The 15,816-nt window shown below is 40.2% G+C and carries 11 protein-coding genes; 6 read left to right on the forward strand and 5 right to left on the reverse strand.

What is annotated here, in order from left to right; translation table 11 throughout:
• Positions 1-160 precede the first annotated feature (160 nt).
• The gene (locus tag FPL17_RS07065; RefSeq protein WP_159884185.1) at positions 161-1,591 is read left to right on the forward strand and encodes a pyridoxal phosphate-dependent aminotransferase; all 1,431 of its coding nucleotides are present in this window, start codon (positions 161-163) and stop codon (positions 1,589-1,591) included.
• Positions 1,592-1,628: 37 nt separating this feature from the next.
• Here FPL17_RS07065 and FPL17_RS07070 read toward each other — a convergent pair whose 3' ends face one another.
• Positions 1,629-2,525, reverse strand: a complete 897-nt coding sequence (locus tag FPL17_RS07070; RefSeq protein ID WP_159884187.1) for a tetratricopeptide repeat protein — start codon at positions 2,523-2,525, stop codon at positions 1,629-1,631.
• A 215-nt stretch (positions 2,526-2,740) separates the two neighbouring features.
• Here FPL17_RS07070 and dnaE point away from each other — a divergent pair, with 215 nt between their 5' ends.
• The 5 genes from dnaE to FPL17_RS07095 all read left to right on the forward strand — a co-directional run bounded on the left by dnaE (position 2,741) and on the right by FPL17_RS07095 (position 11,118).
• Complete coding sequence (gene dnaE, locus FPL17_RS07075; RefSeq protein ID WP_159884189.1) at positions 2,741-6,304, forward strand: DNA polymerase III subunit alpha; 3,564 nt, start codon at positions 2,741-2,743, stop codon at positions 6,302-6,304.
• Between the two features lie 13 nt (positions 6,305-6,317).
• Complete coding sequence (locus FPL17_RS07080) at positions 6,318-7,157, forward strand: RNA methyltransferase (RefSeq protein ID WP_004807869.1); 840 nt, start codon at positions 6,318-6,320, stop codon at positions 7,155-7,157.
• On the forward strand, positions 7,150-7,962 hold the full coding sequence (gene cysE / locus FPL17_RS07085) for a serine O-acetyltransferase (protein WP_005189488.1): 813 nt from the start codon (positions 7,150-7,152) through the stop codon (positions 7,960-7,962). Before FPL17_RS07080 ends, cysE begins: the two co-directional genes overlap by 8 nt.
• 113 nt (positions 7,963-8,075) lie before the next feature.
• Positions 8,076-8,975: an ABUW_2363 family tetratricopeptide repeat lipoprotein gene (locus tag FPL17_RS07090; RefSeq protein ID WP_159884191.1), complete on the forward strand. Its 900-nt coding sequence runs from the start codon at positions 8,076-8,078 to the stop codon at positions 8,973-8,975.
• Positions 8,976-9,099: 124 nt separating this feature from the next.
• Entirely contained in the window at positions 9,100-11,118 is a 2,019-nt protein-coding gene (locus FPL17_RS07095) for an esterase/lipase family protein (protein ID WP_159884193.1), read from the forward strand.
• A gap of 47 nt (positions 11,119-11,165) precedes the next feature.
• Here FPL17_RS07095 and ahpF read toward each other — a convergent pair whose 3' ends face one another.
• From ahpF to FPL17_RS07115, 4 genes are all read right to left on the reverse strand, one after another.
• Complete coding sequence (gene ahpF / locus FPL17_RS07100; RefSeq protein ID WP_159884195.1) at positions 11,166-12,731, reverse strand: alkyl hydroperoxide reductase subunit F; 1,566 nt, start codon at positions 12,729-12,731, stop codon at positions 11,166-11,168.
• A 127-nt stretch (positions 12,732-12,858) separates the two neighbouring features.
• Positions 12,859-13,776: a hypothetical protein gene (locus FPL17_RS07105; protein WP_151715820.1), complete on the reverse strand. Its 918-nt coding sequence runs from the start codon at positions 13,774-13,776 to the stop codon at positions 12,859-12,861.
• Positions 13,777-13,803: 27 nt separating this feature from the next.
• Positions 13,804-14,928, reverse strand: coding sequence for a toxic anion resistance protein (locus FPL17_RS07110; protein WP_159884197.1), 1,125 nt, complete (start codon positions 14,926-14,928; stop codon positions 13,804-13,806).
• A 12-nt stretch (positions 14,929-14,940) separates the two neighbouring features.
• Entirely contained in the window at positions 14,941-15,717 is a 777-nt protein-coding gene (locus FPL17_RS07115) for a tellurium resistance protein (protein ID WP_159884199.1), read from the reverse strand.
• Positions 15,718-15,816: the final 99 nt, after the last annotated feature.

Below are 15,816 nucleotides of genomic sequence, written 5' to 3' on the forward strand. Positions count from 1 at the left end.
GTCTCAGATCGTACAATTTAGTGAAATTTAAGCATTTAAATCAAAAATAGCAAAAAGAAAGCAAATAAAATTTATTCGGTAAGCAAATTTTAACAATATTGTCTTTTGCGTAAGCAAATATGGTGTTATTCTAATTTCGCACGGTTGTATAGGACAAAAAATGTCTCAGAAAAAAAGTGTGGTTTTCCAAAACTTATTACCAACCATCAGACAATATCAACAATCAGGTTTCACCCATGAAAAAATTGTTGAATTGCTGAGAGATCAACACGATCTAAATTTGGTAAGTGTTGAAACCTTTAAAAGTTATTTATACCGATATGCAAAAGTGAATCCAGCTATGTCAAAAAATACTGTTGTTCCCCAGTCTACCCAATCAAGCCGAGAAATTAAAAAATCATCTAAGCTTGAGCATGTTTGTTATGACATTCGTGGACCAGTATTACGCGCCGCCAACGAAATGGAGGAGCAAGGACATAAGATCATCAAACTGAATATCGGCAACCCTGCACCTTTTGGTTTTGAAGCCCCACAAGAAATTATTAATGACGTTGCTTTAAACCTTCCAAATGCAATTGGTTATACTGATTCGAAAGGGATTTTCCCTGCGCGTAAAGCCATTTGCCAGTACTACCAGCAAAAAGGCATTTTTGATATGCATGTCAATGATGTGTATGTCGGTAATGGTGTTTCTGAACTGATCGTGATGGCGATGCAAGGCCTACTTGATGACGGCGATGAAATGCTGGTGCCTATGCCTGATTATCCATTATGGACAGCAGCAGTGAATCTTTCGGGTGGTACAGCAATTCACTATAAGTGTGATTCTGAAAACTACTGGTATCCTGACATTGCAGATATGGAAAGCAAAATCACACCGAATACACGCGGCATTGTGATTATCAATCCAAACAATCCGACAGGTTCAGTCTATCCTCGTCATGTATTAGAGCAAATTGTGGCTTTGGCGAAAAAACATGACCTGATTTTATTTGCTGATGAAATTTACGACAAAATTGTTTACGATGGGATTGAGCATGTAGCTGTTGCAGCATTGGCTGGCGATCAGCTATGTATTTCTTTCAATGGCTTATCAAAAGCGTACCGTATTGCAGGTTATCGCGCGGGTTGGATGGCGATTACAGGCGATAAAGCGCGTGCAGCAGATTATATCGAAGGCTTAGATATGCTGGCTTCAATGCGCTTATGTGCCAACCACCAAGCGCAATATGCAATTCAAACCGCGTTAGGCGGTTATCAGTCGATTAATGATTTGATTCGTCCAGGTGGTCGTTTGTACGAACAGCGCAATATCGCTTGGGAAATGCTGAATGAAATCCCTGGGGTAAGTTGTGTTAAACCAGATGGCGCAATGTACTGTTTCCCTAAACTTGATCCGACAGTTTATCCAATCGAAGATGATGAAAAACTGATGCTGGATCTATTAAAAGCTGAGAAAGTCTTGTTGGTCCAAGGCACAGGCTTTAACTGGCCAACACCTGATCATTTTCGTGTGGTGTTCTTGCCTGCTGAAAATGAACTGCGTGAAGCGATCAATCGCTTGAGTCGCTTCTTAGCAAAAATGCGTTAATAAAAAAGCCCCCATTAATTTATGGGGGCTTTTTTATTTAAGAATCCGAATCCTGCAACTCATCCCATTGTGTTTCGTATTCTTTTGCTTTCTTTAAATTTTTAGCTAAGCCAAAACCACCTTTTTCGTATATACGTGCTAAATCCAGCAGAGCTTCGTCCTCACCTTGCACCACTGCCAATTCATAAAATTCCGCTGCCTTTTTATAGTTTTTAGCAACCCCCTTAGCCTCCTCATACACATAGGCAATATTTGAAGAACCTAAACCATTACCTGCACCCGAAGCCAGACTGAATAAACGCAACGCTTCTTTATAATCTTGCTTTAACCCAGCCTTGCCTTCTAAGTAAAAAATACCCAAATTATTGATTGCAGAAGATTCATCTTGTTTTGCAGCTAACTGGTAATAATGCAGTGCTTTTTTCAAATCCTGAGGTACACCTTCACCACCATCATTATATAAATGTCCCAGTTCTGCTTGTGCCATATCCAAACCAGCATCGGCTGACTTGCTCATCCACTCCAGTCCTTTTGGGGTATTTACCTTCACACCATCATCACCATAAAGATATAAATAACCTAAATAGTATTGCGCATAGAGTTGTCCTTTTTGCGCGGCTTGGGTATACCACTTTAAAGCTGTTGGATTATCTTCTTCTATACCTTCACCGTAGTCATACATATAGCCAACCGAGAAAATCGCATCGGCATTGCCTTTAGCAGCTGCTTTTTTAAACCATTCCAAGGCCTTAGCAAAATCTTGATCAACCTCATTTCCATAATAATAAGCATCGCCTAAATTATTCTGTGCAGTGGCATCCCCCGTTTTTGCTTGTTGTACAAGTTCTTGACTAAAAGACACATCTTCTGCATGACTAAAGGTAAATAGACTACTAGTTAATAATATTGAAAGTACGATGTTTTTTAGTTTCATTATTTCGCTCACATTGCTACATTTTTATTCGATTACATTCTAGCTGCAAAACACCTTATGTAAACTAAAATTTATATTGATTGAAAAATCAAAGACTAATTTTTAATATTTTATAAAAATAACAAAGCAAAGACACGGTTTGCCAAAATATTAAGCATGTCATTTTCGGTTTGCATGCTAAACTATGCGTTGCTTTGAAAAAGGATAGTCCTTCTATGCGGTTTGTTCATCTCGGTATCCACACAGAATTCTCGATTACGGAATCGATTGTTCGCATACCTGATTTGGTCAAAGCTGCCGTTAAAGAAGAAATGCCAGCATTGGCACTCACAGATTTATCGAATCTGCATGCCGCAGTCAAGTTTTATGAGGCATGTTTAAAAAAAGGTATTAAACCGATTCTGGGCAGCGTCATTCGACTGAATGATGCAGAGCACCGCACAACCTTATTAGCGATGAGCAGCAAAGGTTGGCGAAACCTGACTGAAATCGTGTCTCGCGGTTTTATTGAAGGCCAGCAACTCAGTCTCCCATGCGTACAAAAAGAATGGGTACTTGAACAAGCTGAAGATCTGATTGTCTTACTGGGCCAACACAGTGATGTTGGTAAAATGCTCTGTTCTTCCAATCCACAAAAAGCTGAACCTTTATTAGAAGCGTGGATTGAAAAGTTTGGAAATCGTGTCTATTTGGCGTTTACACGGACTGAACGTGCTGGTGAAGAAGATTTCATTCAGCAAGCAGTAAAACTCGCAGCAAAATATCAAATTGGTGTTGTTGCGCATAATGATGTTCATTTTGTTGAACAAGATGATTTTGAAGCACATGAGGCACGTGTTTGTATCGCCGATGGTTATGTGCTTGGGGATGACAAACGTCCTAAGAATTATACACCTGAACAATATTTCAAAACTGGCGAGCAAATGTCTGAACTTTTCTCAGACATTCCGAGTGCCATAGAAAATAGCTACCATATCGCAAAGCGTTGTAATGTCAAATTACAACTCGGCACTTATTTCTTACCTGACTTCCCTATTCCCGATGGCTATACCATCGACACCTATTTTGAACATTTGTCTCGTACAGGTTTAGAGGAACGTTTAAATCATCTTTATCCAATTGCTGCACGTGATGAAGATTGGGCAGAAATTCGTAAACCTTATGATGAACGAATCAAATACGAAGTTGATATCATTCTCAAGATGGGATTCCCTGGCTACTTCCTGATCGTCATGGACTTTATTCAGTGGGCCAAAAATAATGGCGTACCTGTTGGTCCTGGTCGTGGTTCGGGTGCTGGTTCACTGGTTGCCTACAGTTTAAAAATTACCGATCTTGACCCATTACGTTATGATCTACTATTTGAACGTTTCTTAAACCCAGAACGTGTTTCGATGCCCGATTTCGACGTCGATTTCTGTATCGCAGGTCGTGACCGTGTCATTGAATATGTAGCTCAAAATTATGGCCGCCAAGCGGTATCACAGATTGCAACTTTCGGTACCATGGCTGCGAAAGGTGCGATTCGAGATGTAGCACGTGTCCTAGGTAAGTCTTATGGTCTTGCTGACCGTATCTCAAAAATGGTTCCAACCAAACCGCTTGGTGTCGATTTAGCGACTGCAATTGATATGGAACCTCAGCTTAAAGATATCGTCACCAATCCATCCAACCCTGACAATGATGATGCTGCTGAAATCTGGGAAATGGCACTCAAACTTGAAGGTATTACCCGTAATACAGGTAAACATGCGGGTGGTGTCGTTATTGCGCCAGGTAAAATTACCGATTACTCTGCAGTATTGTGTGATGCAGATGGCACTAACCGTGTCGCGCAATACGATAAAGATGACGTAGAAGCAGCAGGTCTGGTTAAGTTTGACTTCTTGGGTTTACGTAACCTGACCGTGATTGAAGATGCGGTTCAAAATATTAATAAAAGAATCAAGGCTGAAATACCACTTAATATTGCCGATGTCCCACTGGATGACAAAGATGCCTATCTGGTCTTTGCCAATGCAAATACCACAGCGGTATTCCAGTTTGAATCCGTCGGCATGAAAAAAATGCTTAAGGAAGCAAGACCAAGCAAATTTGAAGAAATTATTGCTTTCGTATCCTTATATCGACCAGGTCCTATGGATCTTATTCCTGACTTTATCCACCGTATGCATGGTGGTGAGTTTGAATATCTACATCCTTTATTGGAAGGTGTGTTAGAACCGACCTACGGGATTATGGTTTACCAAGAACAGGTAATGCAGGCTGCACAGTTCTGTGCAGGTTATACCCTTGGCGGCGCGGATTTACTTCGTCGAGCTATGGGTAAAAAGAAACCTGAAGAAATGGTGAAACAACGCCAAATCTTTATTGAAGGTGCATCGAAAAAAGATATTGATGAAGCAACTGCTAACCATATTTTCGACTATATGGAAAAATTCGCAGGTTATGGTTTTAACAAATCACATGCCGCTGCCTATGCCCTAGTTGCCTATCATACGGCTTGGTTAAAAGCACATTACCCTGCTGAGTTTATGGCGGCCGTTTTATCATCGGAAATGCAGAATACGGACAGTATCGTATTCTTGATTGACGACTGCCGTAATAACAAGTTAGAAGTACTGCCACCTTCGGTCAACATGTCTTTATATCACTTCCATGCCAGTGACGAACAAACCATTGTCTACGGCTTAGGTGCAATTAAAGGTGTTGGTGAACAGGCGATGCAATCGGTCATCGATTCACGAATTAATGAAGGCCCATATAAAGATCTATTTGATTTCTGTCATCGTATTGATCTGAAAAAAATCAATAAGCGTACCTTAGAAGCTTTGATTCGTGCAGGTGCGCTGGATTGTCTTGGTATTGAACGCTCAAGTTTAATGGCTCAATTACCTGAAGCAGTCCAAGCAGCTGATCAAGCTCGAAGTAATCGTGAAACAGGTATCATGGACTTGTTTGGTGAAGTTGAAGAAGTTCAGCGTAAACCTGCCAAGCCTGTAAAACCATGGGCAGATGAAGTTCGCCTCAAAGGTGAAAAAGACACACTTGGCTTGTATCTCACAGGTCACCCAATTGATGTTTACCGCCCTGAATTAAAATCATTCATTTCTGCCAAACTGAATGAACTCACTCCGACACGTCGTGGTGTAACTACGGTTTTTGCAGGTCTGGTGGTTGATATTGCCAACTTCCCGAACCGTATCATGATCACACTCGATGATGGTACAGCACGTGTTGAAATTAGCTGTAACCATGAGCGTTTCCAACGCTATAAAGATATTGTTCGTTTAGAACAGGTTGTGGTGATTGAGGGTGAAGTTTACGAGCGTGAAGGCTTTGATCGCCCGATGGCACGATTAAGTAAAGCTTTTAATTTGAATGAAATTCGCCAAAAACGAGCGCAAAGCATTCAAATTCGCCTCCCTCAAGATTTGATGACCAAATCTTTAGCCAAGGATCTACAGGCGATCCTATTACCTTATTGTAATATCGATATGTGTCAGCATATTGGTCTGCAAATCCTGCTTGAACAAAGCTTCGCAACTGCTGAATTACATTTAGGTGCACAATGGAAAGTTGTGCCATTAGATGAATTACTTGGAAAATTACGCGATTATTTTGGCAAAGAAACCATTTTCATCGAATACCAAGTGAAATCGAAGGCTGCAAAAGCAGCTGAGGCACCTAAAGTTGCAACGGTAGCTCCTCCACCAGACAATATGTCAATGGATGAAGCACTGGATCTTTATCAAGCTGAAGTCTCTCAATACTCTTAATTTTGGATAATATATGAACCTGTTTGACTCAAACAATGTGTCCAAACATTTGGATCATGTGCGTATTGTTATGGTCAATACCACCCTACCAGCCAATATTGGTAGTGCCTTACGCGCAATGAAAACCATGGGTTTATCAAAACTTGTACTCGTCGCACCTAAGACCTATCCACATCCGGATATTGATGCACTGGCAGCAGGTGCGCAAGATTTAATTGAACAAATTGAAATTGTTGAAACTTTGGAACAAGCGATTCAAGATTGTCATATGGTGTTTGGGACCAGTGCACGTAGTCGTACGATTCCATGGCCATTGCTAGATGTTCGACCCGCTGCAAAAGAAGCATTAGATGCTGCAACCAAACAACAAAATATTGCAATTGTGTTTGGGCGTGAAGATCGTGGACTTACCAATGAAGAATTAGCCCTAGCCAATTATCACTTAACCATTCCAGTAAACCCTGAATATGGCGTACTCAATGTTGCGCAAGCGATTCAAGTGGTCTGCTATGAATTAAGAATGGCTGCGCTTGAACAAAACACTCAGGTTCAAGACAAGCCAGATGACCACATGCAACTGAAGCAACAACAAAGCATGGAATGGGATGAACCATTGGTTACACAACAACAAATGGAACAGTTTTATCCTCATTTAGAAAAAATGTTGACTGAAATTGAGTTTTTAGATCCAAATAATCCCCGTTTACTCCCATTACGCTTGCGTCGTCTATTCGGAAGGATACAATTAGATCGTATGGAGTATCATTTATTACGTGGAATATTTAGCCGCGTACAGGCATTAGCCCAAGGTTCATGGAAAAAGACTAATACGGAGGATCATAATCATGATTAAACAGCTAAAAGAAGATATCGAAGCTGTATTTGCGCGTGATCCTGCGGCTCGCAATACATTAGAAGTCCTGACCACCTATCCAGGTATCCATGCACTGATTATGCATCGCATGGCACATGAGCTTTGGAAAAAAGAATACAAAGGCACTGCCCGCCTACTTTCTTCTTTTAGCCGCTTTGCAACGGGTATTGAGATTCATCCTGGTGCAAAAATTGGTAAGCGATTTTTTATCGATCACGGCATGGGTGTGGTGATTGGTGAAACAGCTGAGATCGGTGATGATGTAACGCTTTATCATAGTGTCACCTTAGGTGGAACCACATGGAATAAAGGCAAACGTCATCCAACACTTGAAGATGGCGTTGTTGTTGGTGCTGGTGCAAAAATCTTGGGACCGTTTACAGTACATAAAGGTGCCAAAGTCGGCTCAAATGCAGTTGTAACCAAAGAAGTACCTGCTGGTGTAACTGCTGTTGGTAACCCTGCCCGCTATATTTTCAAAGACAAAAGTCAAATCGAACAAGACGAAGTCAGTCGCCGTGACTATGCAGAAAGTATTGGTTTCGAACCTTATGCGACAACACAGGATCAGTCAGATCCTATTTTAGAAGGCATTCGTGTTTTACTTGATCGCATGCAAAAGAACGAAAAACGCATGAACGTACTTTGCCAACGTTTGTCTGAACTTGACCCAAGCTTTACCTCACAGAGTTCAAAAACTCAACCGTTGAGTAAAGAAGAACTCAAAATTATTGAAGAAGTTAGACGTGAGTGCGAAGCACAGAACAAAACTTCAGCAACATAATTCAATATATAAGAAATGTAACAAGCTTATCATTGCAAGTTGGTTTTGCTTTTCCTAGACTGTTGAAACCAACGATCTACTTCTCATTTAACTAGAATTAATGGATGTAAAGCATGAATTTTAAGCCTTTGGCATTACTTGTACTTTCAACTTCTTTTTTGACGGCCTGTGGCATCGCCCCAGCAAAAAAAGATAAGGTTGCTGAACCATTTGTGTTCAAGGAACCAGATCCAACCCCAGCTTTCTATGCTTTAAATCCAATCAAGTATGATGCACCACCAAGTTTTGAAGTTGCGATTAAAGATGCAACTGCTCAACCTGTAACAAAGATGGTAGTGTCATTACAAAGTGATCCTTCAAAATCTACAACGCTTGATGTCAACAAACTTATTATTCCAACAATCGACAGCAAACAACGCAGCATGAAATATGCAGTTCTAGCTGGCGACAATGAAGTTGATGTGACTGAAATCGACGATTTCTTACAATTGGTTGAAGGTAAAGCACGTCACTATCCACCTCGTTTCTCTGAGCGTCAAGAACGTAAAGGCTATGAAGTGAAGTTGAAAGAAACGACACAAAAATTAGATGCTTTAGCTGAAAAGCCAAATGCTTCACTTGACGTATTAACACGTGCTTTCAAAGCGAGTGTAATGGCACGTAATCTCGACTTGGGTACCTCATATACTTCAAAATCGTTGACTTATGCTCAACGTATTCTTGCGATCAACCCAAGTGATGCAGAAACTAATTTCTGGTTTGGTTTTGGTTTATCTGAAGGTGGCGGTCAGCGTGAAGCGATTCCATATTTAGATAAAGCCATGAAAGGTGGTGTACAAGAAGCTTATCTTTCTGCTGCAAATAACTACCTTTGGTTAGAGCAAAAGAAAAATGCGATTCAAACCTTAAAGAACTATAAAGTGAGCTATCCAGATGAAGCGGAAGTCACTGATCGCTTAATCAAAGAAGTTGAAACTGGAAAACGCTGGAATATGTGGCAAGTTTTAAACTAATTGTTTGCAAATTTTGCTCTAAAAAATAGACTGTCGTGTACAGTCTATTTTTTTATCAGTCATTGAAAAAACATTCTATTTTCGTATTATAGCTACAATCTTCCAGCGAACTTGCTGACATATCATGCTAGCATTTACACCCAATAAGCGTTTATTTTTTATCTCTCTCCTAAGCACTGTCGTGATGAGTGGCTGCCAAGTTGTCAGTATCAAACAACAAGCACTCAACGTCACAATTGCCAACGAACGTAACAGCATTCTGACTCAAAAGAAGCTCAGTGAAGCCAGTCTAAATGTACTTTCAATGTCAGGCAAAGAAGCTAAAGTCTGTATGCAGACCCCAAATGAGTGTATTGCTGACTTACATAAAATCCCACAGATTCAAGATGAACAATTGCTATCGACAGCCAGTGAACTATATCTTTCCAAGGCAATGGCACTTTCTGATTCCTCTGAATGCAAAATCAGTAAGCTGACTAAACATAAAGCTGAAGAACAACAAAAAGCAATCCAAAAGACCTATGAGCAATGCCTCGACCAAGAACTGGAAGCTTTAGATAAAAGTATCCGCTATAGCTATGCTTATTTATTTAAAACTGCTCGCCAGCCACAAGAACGGATTTTTGATAATAGACAAGTTCAGATTCGAGACTTCTATAATCAAGCCTTAACCAAATTGGTAAATGTGCATAGTCTTAGAAATCCATCCAAGATCATAGCACCCACCATTCAGATTGGAAAAAGTATCTATACGATTGATATTCAGTCCTATCAACGACTTCAAAATATGAAACTAGAAAAATTTATTTCTAGTTATAACATGAACTTTTCAGGCTTAAGGGCAATCAACCGTCGTGATGGTTTCGGCTCGGATTTCGTTGCTGTCTTTCCTTCGACAGATGCCACTCATGGTGAAAATAAATATATTCTTGATCCATTAAGTTATAGTTATCCCAATGGACTTAACCCCAATATTCATAAAGCACGCTATTTAGCCGCAACCATCATTGCGCAACCCAAGAATCCAGCGGCAACGATTAATGATGTTTTAAATAACCCAAACTTTGAAGTAAAGGTTTATGACCCTTATAGCGTAGAGAAAGTCAGTATTGCAGGTAAAGAATATTCACTTGCCGCGAACTTCTCAGCACCTTATGGTCTTTGGTTAGCTGAAAATAATTTAGGTGCAGCGGCCTATTTAACCTTAATTGATCGTGATCAGCATCTCACCATGCCGCATTTATACATGCTTGAACCTTACAATCCAAACAAGAAAGTGATTGTATTGGTACATGGTCTTGCCAGCAGCCCTGAGGCATGGATTGCAGTCACCAATGATATTATGGGTGATGCCGTTCTGCGTGAACATTACCAAGTTTGGCAAGTGTTCTACTCAACCAATATGCCAATCTTGGAAAGTCGTTTCCAGATTTACGCACTCTTAAAACAAGCCTTTGGCTCGCTGAATAACAAAGATCCAGCAGCTCAAGATGCGGTTTTAATTGGTCATAGTATGGGAGGTATTATCAGCCGTCTTTTAGTCAGTAATGCAGATATCTCTAAGCAGGCTCTGACCATGATGAATAGTCGCCAGCAAGCACGTTTACGTAAGCATCCCGTGATTGGTGAACGACTTAAAATGGAACCAATTACTAATTTTGATCGGGCTATTTTCTTGGCTGCTCCACATAAAGGAACTGACTTTGCCGATCGTTGGTTTACTTTGGCGGCACGAAAGATTATCAAACTTCCTGCAACCTTCTTAACTACTCTAGCGGATACTCTTACCAGCGATGACATGGATCTTAAAGATTTTGTCAAAACTCTGACCAATGATGTAATTCAAAATGGTCCAAGCGATCTCAGTAAAAAATCTAAGTTTATGGAGTTAACTGCCAGTATCCCACCAGAAAAAGACCTCGTGTTCCATTCTATTATGGGTAACATTACCAAGAGTGATGATCCAAATGTCATTACTGATGGTATTGTTCCATATAAAAGTGCGCATTTAGATGGTGCTGTTTCTGAAAAGATTTTCACTGGTGGCCACTCTATTCAGGAAACACCTGAAGCGGTGTTAGAACTTCGTCGTATCTTACGCCAGCATTTAGTGGATCATGGTTTATATAAACCGAAGAATTAAGCACAATAAAAAAGCCCCAAACAATTGGGGCTTTTTAGTCAAATCATTTATACACCAGAACGGATCATGTAATCAAAGGCAGACAGCGATGCTTTGGCACCTTCACCTGTGGCAATGATGATTTGCTTATAAGGCACTGTCGTACAGTCACCTGCAGCAAATACGCCTTTGACATTGGTTTCGTTGCGATCATTAATCACGATCTCACCACGATTACTGAGTTCAACCGCACTGTTCTTTAAGAAATCCGTGTTTGGCAATAAGCCAATTTGTACGAAGATCCCTGCAAGTTCAACCGTGTGTTCAATATCCGTAGCACGGTCTTTGTATTTCAATGCCGTTACTTGTGAACCATCACCCACTACTTCAGTACTGAGTGCATTCAAGATGACCGTGGTATTTGGCAAGCTATTTAATTTGTCTTGCAACACTTGGTCAGCGCGCAGTTTGGTATCAAACTCAACCAAAGTCACATGCTCAACAATCCCTGCAAGGTCAATCGCAGCTTCGACACCTGAGTTACCACCACCAATCACTGCAACACGCTTGCCTTTGAATAATGGGCCATCACAGTGTGGGCAGTACGCTACACCACGAGTACGGTATTCAGCTTCACCTGGTACATTCATTTCTCTCCAACGTGCACCTGTAGACAGGATGATGGTTTTCGATTCAAGTTTGGCACCATTTTCCAATTCAACTTCAACCAGACCATTGGCCGTTTGATCTGCACCTGTGATCTTGCTGACACGTTGCAAGTTCATGATATCGACACCGTATTCACGAACATGGGCTTCCATGTCTTGAGCGAACTGAGGACCTACGGTTTTTTGAACAGTAGTGAAGTTCTCAATGTCCATGGTATCCATCACCTGACCGCCAAAACGTTCAGCCACAATACCCGTTTTGATGCCTTTACGTGCCGCATAGATCGCTGCTGTACCACCCGCAGGACCACCGCCAATCACCAATACATCAAATGCATCTTTGGCATTGATTGCTGCTGCATCTTTCTCAGCTGAATTGCTATCCAACTTGGCTACGATTTCTTCCAAAGTCATACGACCTTGACCAATATGTTGGTTGTCTTGGAACACCATTGGCACGGCTAGGATTTTGCGTTCTTCAACTTCGTCTTGGAAGAAAGCACCATCAATCATGGTTGCTGTGGTATTTGGATTATTAATCGCAATCAAGTTAAGTGCTTGAACCACATCTGGACAGTTATGGCAGCTCAACGAGACAAACACATCAAAGTTTGCAGTTAAGTTTAAACCTTTGATCTGAGTGAGTACTTCATCAGAGACTTTAGGGGCATAACCCGACACTTGTAATAATGCCAAGATCAAAGAAGTAAACTCATGTCCCATCGGTAAGCCAGCAAAGAACACACGTGGTTGTTCACCTGCTTTGGCTACACCGAAACTAGGACGGCGAGCGTTTGAACCGTCAAAACGCGCCGTAACTTGGTCAGAAAGTTCTGCAATTTCAGTCACGAGTTCTTTGATTTTTGCAGCTTTGTCGGAGTCATCTAAAGCAGCAACCAACTCGATTGGACTTTCTAAACGTTCTAAGTAAGCTTTTAATTGAGTTTTAATATTTTGATCTAACATGTATTACTCCAAATTCTAAGACGTTCAAATCGGCTAAATTCATTCAATGAGGCTATAGTACGCAAAAGTACTGAATAGGTAAAACAGTATGTTTTTATGAGTTTGATCGGATAAACCGAACTTAAAATTAAGAGACATCCAGTTTTTGACCAATCCGCACACGACGATTTTTCAAATGTTTAGCGAGTACATATAAAATTGTGCTTAAAGCAACAGCCAATACAATCAAGCCCCATAAAATGACATTCACAATCTGAGAAATACGCTCAGCTTGCTGCGCACGCAGGTCTAAAGGCTGTGTGATTGAGGTAATACTTTTACCGTAAAGCTGCTGTTGCATGACCCACAACTGCTCTGGCTTAAAATCATACGCTTTAAATTGAGTTGGATTGCTTTTCTCGGCATCAATTAATTGATTAACATAGACATTAGCGGTCTTGCGATCGACAGGTTGATGCAATAAGGCCACTTGCGCCAAGACATAGGCTTTTTCAGTCGATGAAATATTGGCCTGCTGTAAATCTTGTGCAATCTGACTTTCAACAATATTATTTTGATAGCTCATCCACTGCTGATAAGCCTGCTTGGTTTCATCTTTCCAGTCATACTGGATGTAGGTCATACCTGACCAAAGCAAAATAAATGAAATCACCCACGCCAAAATACGCTGTGTCCATGCCTGAAAACGTTGCTGAAAAAATTTAAATTTCTTGGCCCAACTGAGCAGTAAAAAAGCACCAATAAATGAGACAAAAAGTTTGAGAAACAGCCAGCCAAACCATGATAATAGATTAAAAAGATAATCAACAGGTTGCTTAAACGGGACAAGATCCTGTACATGATAAGGCAAATCTAAAGCCTGTAGATGTACAGAAAGATCAAAGAAACGATAGATAAATTCTTTTTGCAAAAACAGACCAGCGATTGTAACAACGATGAATGCACTGGTCAGAAAAAACCAGATCATTAAGTTGCGCTGACGTTTTTTTAACACATCTAAACGCTGGTCAATCGGTTGTACACTAAAGTCTTCTATGGGTGACAATGATCTTTCCTTCAAAAATTAGCAATATCAAGATTTAGGTGGTTGGCTATTCTCAAGCACCAGATGATTCAAATTCTCTTGCAAAGCACGTAAACGAGTTGTTGCTTCGGCACGCTTTTGCATCCCTTCTTTCTGAATCTGAATCACATCATTTACTGTTTTAATGAGGGTGTTTTGTACATGTTCAAGGGTTTCAACATCGATCACGGAACGTTGATTGGCTTTTGCCGTATCTACAGAGTTTTGATGCAATAACTCAGCATTACGACGTAATAATTCATTGGTGGTGTCATCAATGGCTTTCGCAAGTTGGACGCTATTCTTTTGCTCTTGCAACGAAATTGCCAAACTAATTTGATTTTTCCAAGCTGGTAATGTGATGTTTTTAATCGCATAAAATTTATCTACCAACATCAAGTTATTCGACTGGATAATCCGAATCATCGGTAAAGTCTGCATTGCAGACTGCTGTAAAACATGAAGATCACTAACTCTTTTTTCAAGATTATTTGCCACATGATTGAGATCATAAATCTGCTGAGTGGTCTGCTGGTCTTGTTCTTGGCTTGTCAGAGTCGTGATTTGCTGTTGAATATCCTGTTGCTTTAACTGGCCCGCTGCAATATAAACCCCTAGTTGTTTATACTCATCCTGCACCGCATCAAACATTTTATCCAATGTCCCAACACGTGCTTTCAAGCCTGATTGTGAGCTTTCTATTTCTTTGACCAATACATCAATCTGCTCTTTGGTGGTATTAAAATGCTGATCAAAATTTTGTTTAGCATTCTTAAACTTACTCAATAAGCCACCAAAAAAACCTGAACTTTTAGACTTATTTAAAATACTTGAAGTATTTAACTGCTGAGCGACTTGCACCACTTCATTGAGTTTTTGCCCTGTAGTATCCAAGTCTTTGTTCTGTACCAGATTCAACAACTCATCGGTATAAGTAGATGTCTTATTGGCAATATTTTTACCGTATTCTGCGACAGCTGTGCTACTGATTTCAGCCAGTTCTTTATGCGCGTCCATCACTTCAGCATAGTCGTGCGGTTGCAAACCCAACTCTTTTAAATTCAATTGTTCGAAGCGCTGTTCTGGCTTCAGCTCAATTTCGTTTGATGATTTGATCAATTCTGAATCGGACATAAGATTCCCCTCTTATTTCTGTAATGATTTTTTCAAATTTTGAATTAACTCTTCTCGGCTCTTGTCTAGCTGCTCAATCGTCACACTCGACATTGATTCACGGCTTTGCTTTAAATGATATTGCCAAGCTGGAATCAATACTTGTTGAGCCTCTTTAAAACGATCTAAAAGACTAAAAGATAAATGTTGAGACAGTTGCATCTGTTTGATCGCAATATCATTACTGCTCTGTAAAGTCTGCAATGTATTGATTTTTTTAGATAGTCGCTCAACAAAATGATCAAGCACCTGTTGTTTGCTAAATTGAGGATATTCCTTTAAAAACTCGTCTGCAGCAACAATATAGGCAGCCATTTGCTCTCGTAAACCCAGTGCCTGCTGCAAGCGAGACTGGGATTTTTGAATCTCAATCTGCAAGCGTTGACTTAAATAATTTGCCTCATTAATCAGGCGATCTAAATCTTTAACATATTTCACTTGTCCTGCATCATATTCGACATCAATTCCTAACCATTTTTGCAATGCATTAAATCGTCGATTACCTAAATGCTTCTTGGAAAGTGATAATTGCTGAATAATCTGTGTAATGACCTCACTGAGCTGTTGATTCAACTTTGGATCAACGCCATTCAGTAACACACTCTGAGCCTGTACCAAATGATCAGCATAATGATTCAGACGATTCGGATCATTCACCAAGGGCAATAAGTCATTCCGTTTAATCGCTAAAATATGTTCTTGATTTGACTCAATTTGCGATAAAGGTGTTAAGTCGAGCGGTATCGTCATAAAAGTAAGAAACAGTCAGAACAAATGAATTTGAACAGAGTTAGTTTTAGCATGTTCTCACTATTTCGCATACTTAAATGTTGTTATGTTTTTTAAAGA

This window comes from Acinetobacter dispersus (genome assembly GCF_009884975.1).
In the GTDB taxonomy this organism is placed as follows: domain Bacteria; phylum Pseudomonadota; class Gammaproteobacteria; order Pseudomonadales; family Moraxellaceae; genus Acinetobacter; species Acinetobacter dispersus.

Excerpts from the sequence above, each read along its gene's own strand:
- FPL17_RS07065 (WP_159884185.1), top strand. The coding sequence starts at position 161 with ATGTCTCAGAAAAAAAGTGTGGTTTTCCAAAACTTATTACCAACCATC.
- FPL17_RS07070 (WP_159884187.1), bottom strand. The coding sequence starts at position 2,525 with ATGAAACTAAAAAACATCGTACTTTCAATATTATTAACTAGTAGTCTA.
- dnaE (WP_159884189.1), top strand. The coding sequence starts at position 2,741 with ATGCGGTTTGTTCATCTCGGTATCCACACAGAATTCTCGATTACGGAA.
- FPL17_RS07080 (WP_004807869.1), top strand. The coding sequence starts at position 6,318 with ATGAACCTGTTTGACTCAAACAATGTGTCCAAACATTTGGATCATGTG.
- cysE (WP_005189488.1), top strand. The coding sequence starts at position 7,150 with ATGATTAAACAGCTAAAAGAAGATATCGAAGCTGTATTTGCGCGTGAT.
- FPL17_RS07090 (WP_159884191.1), top strand. The coding sequence starts at position 8,076 with ATGAATTTTAAGCCTTTGGCATTACTTGTACTTTCAACTTCTTTTTTG.
- FPL17_RS07095 (WP_159884193.1), top strand. The coding sequence starts at position 9,100 with ATGCTAGCATTTACACCCAATAAGCGTTTATTTTTTATCTCTCTCCTA.
- ahpF (WP_159884195.1), bottom strand. The coding sequence starts at position 12,731 with ATGTTAGATCAAAATATTAAAACTCAATTAAAAGCTTACTTAGAACGT.
- FPL17_RS07110 (WP_159884197.1), bottom strand. The coding sequence starts at position 14,928 with ATGTCCGATTCAGAATTGATCAAATCATCAAACGAAATTGAGCTGAAG.
- FPL17_RS07115 (WP_159884199.1), bottom strand. The coding sequence starts at position 15,717 with ATGACGATACCGCTCGACTTAACACCTTTATCGCAAATTGAGTCAAAT.